Origin of the sequence: Kiloniella sp. (assembly GCF_048259265.1) — a bacterium.
In the GTDB taxonomy this organism is placed as follows: domain Bacteria; phylum Pseudomonadota; class Alphaproteobacteria; order Kiloniellales; family Kiloniellaceae; genus Kiloniella.
The window spans coordinates 37,195-48,445 of sequence record NZ_JBLXHT010000007.1 but is presented as its reverse complement, the minus strand read 5'-3'; the positions used below and the strand labels follow the sequence as shown (position 1 = coordinate 48,445).

At 43.5% G+C, this 11,251-nt stretch carries 11 protein-coding genes; 6 read left to right on the top strand and 5 right to left on the bottom strand.

Translation table 11 applies throughout. From position 1 onward, the window contains the following. Positions 1–133 precede the first annotated feature (133 nt). The gene (locus ACN0QW_RS12260) at positions 134–1,237 is read left to right on the top strand and encodes a tetratricopeptide repeat protein (RefSeq protein WP_417431890.1); all 1,104 of its coding nucleotides are present in this window, start codon (positions 134–136) and stop codon (positions 1,235–1,237) included. Between the two features lie 36 nt (positions 1,238–1,273). On the opposite strand, the gene ACN0QW_RS12255 is transcribed toward ACN0QW_RS12260, so the two are convergent. The 3 genes from ACN0QW_RS12255 to ACN0QW_RS12245 form a co-directional block, all read right to left on the bottom strand. Further along, a complete protein-coding gene (locus ACN0QW_RS12255; protein WP_417431888.1) occupies positions 1,274–2,797 on the bottom strand; it encodes a protein adenylyltransferase SelO in 1,524 nt (507 codons plus the stop codon). 183 nt (positions 2,798–2,980) lie between these two features. After that, a complete protein-coding gene (locus ACN0QW_RS12250; protein ID WP_417431886.1) occupies positions 2,981–4,390 on the bottom strand; it encodes a sensor histidine kinase in 1,410 nt (469 codons plus the stop codon). A gap of 29 nt (positions 4,391–4,419) precedes the next feature. Further along, positions 4,420–5,094, bottom strand: a complete 675-nt coding sequence (locus tag ACN0QW_RS12245) for a winged helix-turn-helix domain-containing protein (RefSeq protein ID WP_417431884.1) — start codon at positions 5,092–5,094, stop codon at positions 4,420–4,422. Positions 5,095–5,340: 246 nt separating this feature from the next. Between ACN0QW_RS12245 and ACN0QW_RS12240 the strand changes: the two genes are divergently transcribed. The 5 genes from ACN0QW_RS12240 (at position 5,341) to ACN0QW_RS12220 (ending at position 9,787) form a co-directional block, all read left to right on the top strand. Next, positions 5,341–6,450: a hypothetical protein gene (locus ACN0QW_RS12240; protein ID WP_417431882.1), complete on the top strand. Its 1,110-nt coding sequence runs from the start codon at positions 5,341–5,343 to the stop codon at positions 6,448–6,450. Between the two features lie 277 nt (positions 6,451–6,727). Then, positions 6,728–8,053 carry an adenylate/guanylate cyclase domain-containing protein gene (locus ACN0QW_RS12235; protein ID WP_417431880.1) on the top strand — a complete coding sequence of 442 codons (1,326 nt, stop codon included), beginning with the start codon at positions 6,728–6,730 and terminating at the stop codon, positions 8,051–8,053. Positions 8,054–8,405: 352 nt separating this feature from the next. After that, positions 8,406–8,663: a hypothetical protein gene (locus ACN0QW_RS12230; protein WP_417431878.1), complete on the top strand. Its 258-nt coding sequence runs from the start codon at positions 8,406–8,408 to the stop codon at positions 8,661–8,663. After that, on the top strand, positions 8,660–9,223 hold the full coding sequence (locus ACN0QW_RS12225; protein ID WP_417431876.1) for a HAMP domain-containing protein: 564 nt from the start codon (positions 8,660–8,662) through the stop codon (positions 9,221–9,223). Before ACN0QW_RS12230 ends, ACN0QW_RS12225 begins: the two co-directional genes overlap by 4 nt. Before the next feature lie 21 nt (positions 9,224–9,244). Beyond that, positions 9,245–9,787, top strand: coding sequence for a methyl-accepting chemotaxis protein (locus ACN0QW_RS12220; protein WP_417432082.1), 543 nt, complete (start codon positions 9,245–9,247; stop codon positions 9,785–9,787). 84 nt (positions 9,788–9,871) lie between these two features. Here the strand turns inward: ACN0QW_RS12220 and ACN0QW_RS12215 are convergent, their stop codons facing one another. Together ACN0QW_RS12215 and ACN0QW_RS12210 are read right to left on the bottom strand one after the other, a co-directional pair. Beyond that, the gene (locus ACN0QW_RS12215; protein ID WP_417431874.1) at positions 9,872–10,462 is read right to left on the bottom strand and encodes a hypothetical protein; all 591 of its coding nucleotides are present in this window, start codon (positions 10,460–10,462) and stop codon (positions 9,872–9,874) included. 43 nt (positions 10,463–10,505) lie between these two features. Beyond that, positions 10,506–11,087 carry a hypothetical protein gene (locus ACN0QW_RS12210; protein WP_417431872.1) on the bottom strand — a complete coding sequence of 194 codons (582 nt, stop codon included), beginning with the start codon at positions 11,085–11,087 and terminating at the stop codon, positions 10,506–10,508. Positions 11,088–11,251 lie beyond the last annotated feature (164 nt).

The window sequence follows — 11,251 nt, the reverse complement described above, 5'->3', positions numbered from 1 at the left end:
ACGCCTGTTTGAATGCAGTGATATCGAGGGCATCAAAGTCCGCAAATTCGACGGAGCTGATACCTGGAGTTTTATTGATGAGTGAAATGTTTAATTTGTCGTGCAATGTTACTTGGGGAATTAGGGTAAGAGTATGAGACATTTTATATATTTAATTTGTGTATCTATAATAACTTTAAGCCTAGATATCGGTAAGGTTGATGCAAATGCGTCATCATCAGATATAGAGCAAGAGGCATTATTTAATAAAGCAATTGTGGATCTTCAAAATGGAGATAGAGATTCTGCTGTGGCAGGTTTATCCGAATTGGCAGAATTAAATCATATTGAAGCGCAATATGAACTGGCGACTATTTTTTTCAAAGAGCGAGGAGGTTCCAACGGAAAGCAAAAAGAGGCTTTTCGGTGGTATAAATCTGCTTCTAAACTTGGTCATGCTAAGGCTCAGCATAAACTCGGATTGATGTATGCAGTTGGGATACATGTGTCTATGAACACGAGGGAAGCAATAAAATGGTATCATTCTGCTGCTACGCAGGGGGTAGTTCAAGCACAACACGATCTTGGGGTTTTTTATGTTAAATACTACACTCGAAACTACATAAATTCTTATGCTTGGCTTTTAACTGCATCAATGAATAGTTTTGAGGCGGCTGATAATAAACTCAAAATTTTGAGACCCCGAATGGCTCCGCACCAAATTAAGAAGGCAGAAAGTTTAGCGGAAATTTATGCATCTACTGGTATTTGGCCAATACCTTCTGCCAAATTGCTGGATTGGCAATTTAGTAGTGGTGTGACGATGTTTCGTCAGAAAGAATATAGCACTTCATTCTCTATAATCTATCCTTTGGCACAGGAAGGATACCCACCAGCACAATACATGATCGGTATTCATTATGACACAGGATTAGGTGCGCCTACGGATCATGTAAAAGCCCTTGAGTGGTACAAGAAGTCTGCACTTAGGGGATTTCCTGCTAGCCAATATTCACTTGCGGTTAAATACGCTAAAGGCATCGGCGATAAAAAAAATTATGCTGAGGCTTATAAATGGCTATTTATATCAAAAAAGAACGGACAAAAGGGAGATAAAAAAATCATAAATGATGTTAAGAATAGGGTATCGGTTAGTCAGAAGAGACAAATCGAAGAAGAAGCTTTAGAATGGCTGGATATTCATCCCAAATATATCTCTACTAAAGAACCAAAAGCCCCACGTCGCCCTAAGTTTTGATGTTTTGAAATGCTGATAAAGCCTTGTTAATAAGTTTTATGTCCCACAAAAAGTAGCATGGACAACTTCTTCGGGCTTTGGAGGCAGTTCGTAATGGGCGTTGTCGGGTTGTTCGGTAAATGGGGCTGACAAGACGCTGTGGAGCTGCTCAAAAGGTGTGTAATCACCTGCAACGGCAGCTTGGATCATGGCTTCGACCTGATGGTTTCGGGGGATGAAGATCGGGTTTGATGTGCGCATGGCCTCAAGGCGTTTTTCGGTTGAGGTTTCATCCTGATCTTGCCGGGCTTGCCACTGTTGGAGCCATGTGGTTAGGGCCTCAGGCTCTTTGAACAGGTTTTGTAGTTTTTCTTTATGGTTTTGGTCACTTTGGTCTTCGGCACCTTGGTCTTGTCCTAAATTAGATCGGGCATAGCCCGTGAGATGGCGGAAGAAGAGAGTGAAATCGACTTCGTTATCTGACAAGAGCTTAAGGCTGTCGCCAATAAAATCTGGGTCGCTGTGCTGAAAAGTTATTAGGCCTAGTTTTTTGCCAAAGCCTTCGAAGTAATAATCGCTGAAAATATTCTGAAATTCATCGATGGTCTCTTGGCCAATACCAACGGCAACCTGAGCGTCTTCGTGTAAAATTGGCAGCAAGGACTGGGCAAACTGAGACAGGTTCCAGTGCGCCATGCCAGGTTGTTTAGCCCATGCATAACGGCCTGCATGATCAATAGAGCTAAAAACAGTGCCGGGGTGGTAGGTATCTATAAAGGCACAGGGGCCAAAGTCGATGGTCTCACCCGCAATGGACATATTATCGGTGTTCATGACGCCGTGGATAAAGCCAACTTGCATCCACTTGGCTATTAATCTGGCTTGTCTGTCCATCACCATTTCAATCAGCGCGCGATAAGGGTTTTGTGCTTGTTTGGCTTCGGGATAGTGGCGCTCAATGACATAGTTCGCCAATATACGCAGGTTGTCTTTGTTGCCTTGGGAATAGTGATATTGAAAGGTGCCGACCCGGATATGGCTTTGGGCAACACGAGTGATAATAGCACCGGGCAAAGGACCTTCTTCGCGGAGGACTTTGTTGCCCGTTTCAACGGCGGCCAGTGCACGTGTCGTCGGAATGTCCAGTGCTGCCATGGCTTCACTAATGACATATTCTCGCAGGACAGGCCCCAGCCATGCACGGCCGTCACCACCACGGGAGTAGGGGGTGCGCCCCGATCCTTTGATGTGAATGTCACGGCGAACCCCATCTGTCCCAATGGTTTCGCCAAGTAAAATCGCGCGCCCGTCGCCCAGACGTGGCGACCATCCCCCAAATTGATGCCCTGCATAAACCATTGCCAGCGGCGATGCGCCGTTGGGCACACTATTCCCCGCGAGCATTTGAACACCGTCTTCGGATTTCAACGGAGCAGGATCAATGCCCATAAGTGTGGCAAGACCTTCGTTCACCTTAATTAGTTTGGGGGCGGCAACTGGGACAGGGTCTTGCCGAGTATAGAACTGTTCGGGCAACTGAGAAAAGCTGTTATCAAAGGGAATGTTTAAAGTTGAGGTCATTGGTACCAATTTCTGAGAGCGGATCGTGCTTTAAAAATAGGGATAGTCGGCAGCATGAACAATGGGAAATGATGTTTTGGGATATTTAACAAGGCAACAGTCTGGCGTTCTCTATTGCCTGTGGAATGGAAGGATGGAATGGAAAGCTATTTTGACAAATTGAAAAGTGGTATTCAAGAATACCTATGGTGTAGGCAACGTTGACGCTTTTGGTATTGAGATTTCAACCTGAAAACCCGTTTCGTTGCTGAATTTCAAGCTGCCATTATGAAGATGGATAACTGCAGAAACGAGGGAAAGTCCCAGACCGTTACCGGGTAAATTACGGCTTGATTCCACCCGGTAAAATCGTTCCAGAACTTTTTTGTGTTCTGCTTCGGGAATGCCATTTCCTTGGTCATGGATGGACAATGTTACATGGGTATCCGAATTATCTATACGGATGGTTATTGCACTGTTATCTGGACCATATTTGATGGCGTTATCCAGTAAATTTGATATACATTGGGCGATGAGATCGCAATCGCCTGATATTAATGGCTTATCTCCGGATGAATATGAGCTTGATGAGTGTTGGTTGGGGACGGCGTCTTTAAAGATAATCTGTTGCCCCTTATCTTCGGCAAGGGGTTCGTAAATTTCAATGGTGTCTTTGACCAGATGAGACAGCCGTATCGGCTTGAAATTCGTTTCCAGTTCACCTGTTTCCAAACGCGATATACTAAGCAGGGCCGTGAAGGTCATCAAGAGTTGATCAACCTCGGCGATGGTTGATTCAACCAATTGGCGGTTTTTGTCGCCGGGTGTCAGAATAAGCAGGCTTTCGAGGCGACCATGAACGCGGGTTAAGGGGGTACGTAGATCATGGGCAATGTTGTCTGTCACATGTCGAATGCCGTCCATCAGGGTTTCAATACGATCAAGCATTGTGTTTAGTGTGTGCGCCATTACATCGATTTCATCACTTGTGCGCGAGACAGGAATTCGGTGTGAAAAACGACCCTGCATGATTTGGGTACAGGTGCCAGAAATCAGATCCAGACGGTTTTTTAGGTTGCGGTGTAGAAAGAACCCGGCTGCACAGCCTCCGGCGATACTAAACAGGACGGCACCCAGAAAAATCAAAAAGACATAATCTTCCAACTCTTCTTCTTTGAGTGTATCCAGGCCCAATAACAGGTGATATTTATCATCAAGGTTTAAGGCCAGAAACCTGTATTCATTGGGATTTTCGTCCGTGTCTTCGACTTCTGTCCATCCTGCTATTCTGGGAACGCTTTCCGGCCAGTGATTGATATTACCAGACAACTTTTGAAAATCAGCATCTGCCAGCAGGTAAATTCTGTTTTGTGAATCTGATTGTGCCGCGCGTTTTTCAATTAGCTTGGTCAGTAGATCAATACCCCCAAGTTCATAGACGCCCCGCATGTCACTTATTTTCGTCTGGAGCTTACTGTCGACCTCTTTTTCCATGAAGTATTCAGATGTTTCAGAAACGACGGCTTCGAAGACAAGGGTGCTGATGATAAAGATCGCGCCAAAGCTCAGTGCGAATTTTAAGGATAGAGAAAGGTGGGGGGGCTTGATTTTCAAAACGTCATTCCGGTCGGCATTGTTTGGGGTCAGTCTTCGCGCAGGCAGTATCCTGCCCCACGAATTGTATGTAACAACTCGTTCGGATAGCCCTTGTCTATTTTGTTACGTAATCTGGACATATGAACGTCAATTACATTTGTTTGCGGGGCAAAGTTATAATCCCACACCTGTTCCAGAAGTATGGTGCGGGTGACCACTTGCCCGGCATGACGCATCATGAATTCCAAAAGCTTGTATTCTTTTGGTTTTAGGTCAATTTCAACACCTGCGCGGCTTGCCTTTCGCGACAAAAGATCAATTTTTAATTCGCCAACAGTTAGTTCTGATTCCGCATTTGAAGGTATTGTCCGCTTTAGAAGAACCTGTACGCGAGCCAAGAGCTCCGCGACGGAAAAGGGCTTGACCATATAGTCATCACCACCAGATTTTAGCCCGTCAATGCGGTGGCGCACATCCCCCAGGGCAGAAAGAATAAGCACAGGCGTTGTGATCTCGGTTGCGCGTAAGGTTTTTAAAACGGACAAACCGTCTTTGGTCGGAAGCATACGGTCAAGAATGATGACGTCATAGTTTTCGTTCGCGGCCATAAAAAGACCATCGCGCCCATCATGTGCGGTATCTGTGACAAATCCTGCCTCTTTCAAGGCTTGCGCGACAAAGCTGGCAACCTCGTGGTCGTCTTCGATTATTAATGCCCGCATCTAAAAATTTGATCCTAGTTGTCGCTGTATCGGTATCTATGCCCGTTCAGCGGTGATGTGTTGCGCCTTGTCAAGGGGCAGATACTAACACGTTAAAAGGGGAAATAAATAACATGAACAAAAATTTAGAATTCAGACACGCTGACGATAAGTAGAAAGCCTTAGTTTAGCTCTGCCAGAAAATACAAGTTACCTCAGACAACCCTTTTTCCCGTTGATTTTATCAATGAAAGCAGAGCTTTAAGTATGTTGAGAAAACATAAATTAAAAACCGTTCTATCCTTGTCGATTATCCCTCTTGCTCTTTTGGGATGGATTAAATCGGAAGAAGTCAGGCATACCGCGCTTTTGGTCCATACGGATATCACCAAGGGGTATTTCTTATCGGGATTTTCTTTGCAAAAACCAGCTTGGTTTGTTGCAGACAAGAATGCAATGTTCACCGAAAAGTCTGAAACGCTACAGATAAATAAAGGGAATTGGGATATTTCCGAACCCCTTATCCTTGACGGGGGCCTGACGATTGAACCGGGTGCTGTGCTCAATTTTTCTAAAGATAGTTATGTGATCGTAAATGGCCCGCTTAAAGCCGTTGGCACAGACCAGATGCCGATTGTGTTTCAGGGGAAAGATAGTCAACTCTGGAAAGGGATCTATGTTCACAAAGCAAAGAGCCCATCCAGATTGGAGAATATTGTTATCTCGGATACGGATGCGATGGCAAGCGATCGTTCGGAGTTAACGGGAGGTGTAACCTTTTATCGGTCCAATGTTTCTATCAAAGACACGCACTTTCAAAATTCTCGGGCGGAAGACGGGTTGAACATCATCCTATCCGAATTTGAAATGGTGAATACGCGGTTTGATAAAATGTGGTCTGACGCGATCGATAGTGATTATTCCAATGGCGTTATAAAGGATGGTTCTTTTTCGAATATTGGGGGGGACGCGATAGATTTTTCTGAAACAAGGGGCTGGGTTGAAAACCCTCAAATTTCGGATGTGCACGATAAAGGAATTTCGGCCGGTGAAAATTCTGTCGTCAGTGTCATGGGGGGCGTTATTAAATCTGTTGGCGTTGCTGTGGCTTCGAAAGATGGAAGCGTTGTTGATATTATGGAAACTGAGATCAAGGATGCAGCGCTTTTTGGGTTAATGACTTATGTAAAAAAATCGTCTTATAACCTGCCTGAACTCAACGCCTATAACCTTTTCTGGGGGGGAGCAGGGACCAAAGCCAGCAACAATAACTGGATACGACAAAACGGGACCACCTTGACCATAAATGGACAGGGTGTACCGGAAGAATCACTGAATGTTAAAGCTCTTTACCGAGGCCCCGTTATGGCCAAGTAAAGGTTAGTTCGTAATTTTTTACCGAGAAGGAATAGAGGTTAAAGCTCTATTCCTTCTTCTTTGGAGCGTTTCGTAAGTCTTAACATTATCTTGGTATATGTGGAAAAGAAGAGATGGTCAGTTATCCAAGCTCAGTCGATATAGAGAATACGCGCAGAATAGCGCTTGAACTTCTGAAGGTTATAATGAGTAAACTGTAATCTTTTTGTTCATTGGTTTTGATTAGATTAGGAATTGACGAGGAACTGTTCTCAAGTTTTTAAAAGAGAATAAATAAATGGCACGATCTTCACACCATAGATCTGATCTGACATCGGATTTAGAGCAAACTGTCAGCCGTGCCCAGAGCGCTGGGCTTAAGCTTGCTATTACGGGACGTACGATCGCGTTAGTGATTTTGGGGGTCTGGCTTGTTTTATCCCGCTTGGACTTGCCCGGTGTTTCTTTAAAGTTTGGTATATTGGTTCTGTTTCTAATTTCCCTTGGGCTTATTCATTATCGTATTATTGGATCACGGTGGGATAAGTTCTGGGTTAAATATCTTTTTGTGGCTATTGATGTTACAATACTTTCGGTCTTGATTGCGACCCAGCCTCTCTATCAGACAGCTGATTTGCCTCAGGTTATGGTGTTTCGTAGCCCGTTGTTGACCTACTATTTTATTTTGGTGGCTGTGGTCGCGTTTAGCTTTTCTCCCCAACTTGTTTTGTGGGCCGGAGGCATTGGTGCTGCTGGGTGGCTTGCTGCCTACGCTTGGGTTGTAAAGCAGGACGGTGGCGTACTCGATTGGGGAGACGTTCCCAGTAATCCAACTGCCGAAGACGCGATAAGTGTTATTCTGGATCCTGCATTTGGTGGCACAGGCAGTCGTATTCAGGAGGCCATCATCCTTGTCGTCGTATCTGTTTTGATCGCGATTGTGATGAAAAGGGCGCAAAATACCCTACGAGATAAATTAACTGCAGAACGTGACAGGCAATCCATAACAAATATATTTGGGCGATTTGTACCGGAACCAATTGTCGAGGCAATGATTAATGATCAGGGCCTTCTTGCGCCGCTGGAGAGAGAAGCAACCATTCTCTTTGCTGATGTCGTTGGGTTCACCAGTCTGACAGAGCGACTGGGGCCGACCAAAACGGTTAATGTTCTCAATAGCTATTTTGACGAAATGACGGACATCATCATGGAGAACAGGGGGATTGTCGCCACTTTTCACGGGGATGCTATCTTGGCTATTTTTAACGTGCCGCTGGAAGATACCAAACATGCGGAACATGCTTTAAAAGCTGCCCAAGCCATGCTATCGCGTGTAAAACAAGGAAGCTTTGCCGACGAGACACTTTCTATTCGTATCGGTATTAATACCGGGTCTGTTGTCGCGGGTAATGTCGGCGGTGGTGGCCGGCAAAGTTACACTGTGTACGGCGATGCCGTGAACCTTGCTGCCCGTTTGGAAGCCTTGGCCAAAGAAAAAAATCAATCTCTTCTTGTGTCCGGGCATACACATGCAAAGCTAGGTACATCGTCGTTATCTCTGCATGGAGAAGCAACTATTCGGGGGCAAACCCAGCCTGTAAAGTATTATGGTATTCGTGACTAATGTCCGTTTAACTCCATGAACTTATTACAATAATGAATTACCCGCGACCGTCTTATCCATTCGTAACAATATTGAAAAAAAGCTGAACGTATATTTAACCACATCGTTTGCTGTTGCCGATAATACCTATGTTCTGGATTGGTTTGCCAATGGAGAGCCCGCTGAAGGCATTGAAGGGTGGCAAAAATACGCATCAAAAGTACAGCAGCGAACCAAGGCGTTTAATGTTTCTTTCGTCTCGAATGTTTCTCGAAAATACTATGACCAGAATGGTTATAACGAAGGTGCGAGTGGGGCGATTAAGTTTTGGTTTGATGCATTTATCGACAGTAATCAACCCTATGAAATGGTTTTGGATAAGAATGAAACCACTGGCAATCAATGGAAAATGTTCACGAATGTCCGGGTTGATGTGAACGGCAAGCTGGCATCGGTGGGCCTTGGCGTTGGGGCAGAAGAACTGGCTAAAGATATTGCAAACATCAAAGTCGGAAAATCTGGATTTGTTTATCTGACAACGGCTGATGGGACAATCAAGCTCCATCGAGATGCTGAGCTTATTGGTAATGAAAACATAACGAAGTCTTTGGCGATATTACGCAGTCAATGAAAGAGATTGCCCTTATCGTATTGGTTATTCTTGCTGGTGCCGTTTTTGTTGTTTTCTTAATTGCGCGTCAAATTTCATCACCAATTAACAGAATAACAGCCGTCGTTGGTCAGTTAACCCAGGGTAATACTGATGTTGAAGTTCCCGCCCAAGAAGGTAAGGACGAAGTAGGTGCAATCGCACGTGCGGTTGAAGTTTTCAGGCTCGGTATCATTCAAAATACCAAACTTGAGAATGTACAAAAGGGAGCCGCAAAAAGAAACGAAGAAGAAAAACACAAGCTTATGTCAAAAATGGCGGAAGATTTTGAGAACAGTGTTGGGTCTGTTGTTGATTTTGTTTCCAATGCGGCTGCAGATCTTAAACATACGGCACAATCAATGTCCGCAATCTCAGAGCAAACAAGGGCGCAGGCTTCTACCGTTGCCAAGGCTTCGAGTGAGGCGTCTTCTAATGTTCAGACTGTTGCTGTGGCAACGGAAGAACTAACATCGTCCAGTAACGAGATCAGTCAACAGGTTTCACAATCGGCAACCGTTGCCCGAGAGGCGGTCGAGTAGGCGACACATTCCAAGAATAATATTAGTGAACTTATTAATGCCGCGGAAAAAATTGGTGCCGTGATTAGTTTAATTACAGATATTGCCGAACAAACTAATCTGTTGGCATTGAACGCAACGATCGAAGCTGCAAGAGCTGGCGATGCAGGAAAGGGGTTCGCGGTTGTCGCCAGTGAAGTCAAAAATCTGGCTAACCAAACCGGCAAAGCAACCGAAGAAATTCGTGGGCAGGTGGAAGGCATTCAATCTTCTACCCGGCTTGCGGCTGATTCCATTGATAATATAAGTGAAACCATTCAGCAAATTGACCAAATCGCAGCCTCTGTTGCTGCTGCTGTTGAAGAACAGACCGCTGCGACACAGGAAATTGCACGAAATGTTGATCAGGCAGCGGCGGGAACGCAGGAAGTCTCTGCAAATATTGGCGGTGTTACAGAAGCTTCTGGTGAAGTTGGTAAAGTTTCAAATCAGGTTTTATCTGCCGCGGATGAATTGGGAACAAATTCAGACCGATTAAAACAAGAAGTTGAGAACTTTCTAGCCCAAATCAGAACAGCATCATAACAGCCCGTATATAGATCAACTGGCATGTTTCTTACGAATATTAGCAAGAGTTAGAAGTATGATTTCTATGATCCATTTTGGCGGTTAATTGTTAATTGGATAGGTATCTTTTAGATAGTTGTAGAGCCATTTTTTTTCTTGTTCATTAGCAGCAGTGGCTAGATTAATTCGGTTTCCATTTTGATCAATAGTTAGTCTGTTACCATTCTCAGTATTACGGAGCGTTAAAGTTGTTATATCATCAAGTGAAAAGGTGTGTTTTTGTCTTTTTTGGAAAAGCATTTGGGTCTGTTTTATTCGACTAAGTTCGTCTAAATCAAAAGGTGGCAAGCCTGTATCAAAAATTAGATAAGAGGGCCCGAGTATTAATTCTTCTGGGGTAGAAGGAGACATTACCCTTAGAAAGAGCAGTATCAGGTACAATTTACCTATTAAAATTAAGCAAAAAAATATTAGGAATATGGGGCTAGCGTTTGTACTTAAAAATTCGAGTAATGTTATTAATGCTAAAATAGTGGCACCAACAATAAGTGCACTTGAAAATGCCGCATGAAGGTATTTTTTTATCCCGAATTCTTGATAGGGAATGATGAATTTTAATGGGCCGTCTGCCATATTATTTTGTAGAGGACTATCTATAGATAAATCATATTTTATCAAATTGTTAGCGCTCATTTTTTTGCTTCTAGTTGTTACATTGAAAGTTTGAATATAAAGCTTAGGAATAGTTTTCTTTCAGGAAATTATAAAGCCATTCTTTTTGGATTTCAGTTGCACCTGTTGCAAGGTCAATTCTGTTTCCATCATGGTCAATAGTTAGTCTGTTGTTGTCGGCAGTATCGCGCAAAGCGAGTGTTTCTATTTCCTTTGGCGTAAATTGATAGTGTTTTCTTTTTATAAGAAGGCTTTTGAAAATTTTATCATAATTTTTTGAAATACGGTCAAACGGTGATGGATGCGGTGCTCTTCCACTATCAAAATTTAGATAGGGTTTGTTTAGAGTTATTTTCTCAGGAATTTGTTTCTGTAGCATTTTATAAAAGTGAGCGATCATCGTAATGCAAGCCAAGGTCCAGACAACTACCCAAGCTAGGATAAAAAAAACTATTCCTGCTTTTAGGTTAGGAAGGGCTGCAATGGCGATAATTTCTATGAAAATCCAGATAATAAGCCATAAAATTACAAAGGGGAAATGGATGTATTTCCTGATCCCAAGCGATTTATGGGGAATGATAAAGCGTAAATTGCCATAAATCATATCATTCTGTAATGGGCTATCAACTGTTAAGCGATCCTGCATAATACGACCTTGTTGTGGATATGAAATACTGTTTGGGATACTGCATATTTCGTTTGTTTGGTGCAATCGAAGAGTGAAAATAACTATTCTTATTTGATTTCCTTTGTTTCCAGTACCTCTTATTGAACTTGACATGATACTAAAAGGTATTACTATTAAATGAT

Bases quoted from the DNA above. Each gene is read 5' to 3' on its own strand.
- ACN0QW_RS12260 (WP_417431890.1), top strand. From the start codon at position 134: ATGAGACATTTTATATATTTAATTTGTGTATCTATAATAACTTTAAGC.
- ACN0QW_RS12255 (WP_417431888.1), bottom strand. From the start codon at position 2,797: ATGACCTCAACTTTAAACATTCCCTTTGATAACAGCTTTTCTCAGTTG.
- ACN0QW_RS12245 (WP_417431884.1), bottom strand. From the start codon at position 5,094: ATGCGGGCATTAATAATCGAAGACGACCACGAGGTTGCCAGCTTTGTC.
- ACN0QW_RS12240 (WP_417431882.1), top strand. From the start codon at position 5,341: ATGTTGAGAAAACATAAATTAAAAACCGTTCTATCCTTGTCGATTATC.
- ACN0QW_RS12235 (WP_417431880.1), top strand. From the start codon at position 6,728: ATGGCACGATCTTCACACCATAGATCTGATCTGACATCGGATTTAGAG.
- ACN0QW_RS12225 (WP_417431876.1), top strand. From the start codon at position 8,660: ATGAAAGAGATTGCCCTTATCGTATTGGTTATTCTTGCTGGTGCCGTT.
- ACN0QW_RS12215 (WP_417431874.1), bottom strand. From the start codon at position 10,462: ATGAGCGCTAACAATTTGATAAAATATGATTTATCTATAGATAGTCCT.
- ACN0QW_RS12210 (WP_417431872.1), bottom strand. From the start codon at position 11,087: ATGCAGGATCGCTTAACAGTTGATAGCCCATTACAGAATGATATGATT.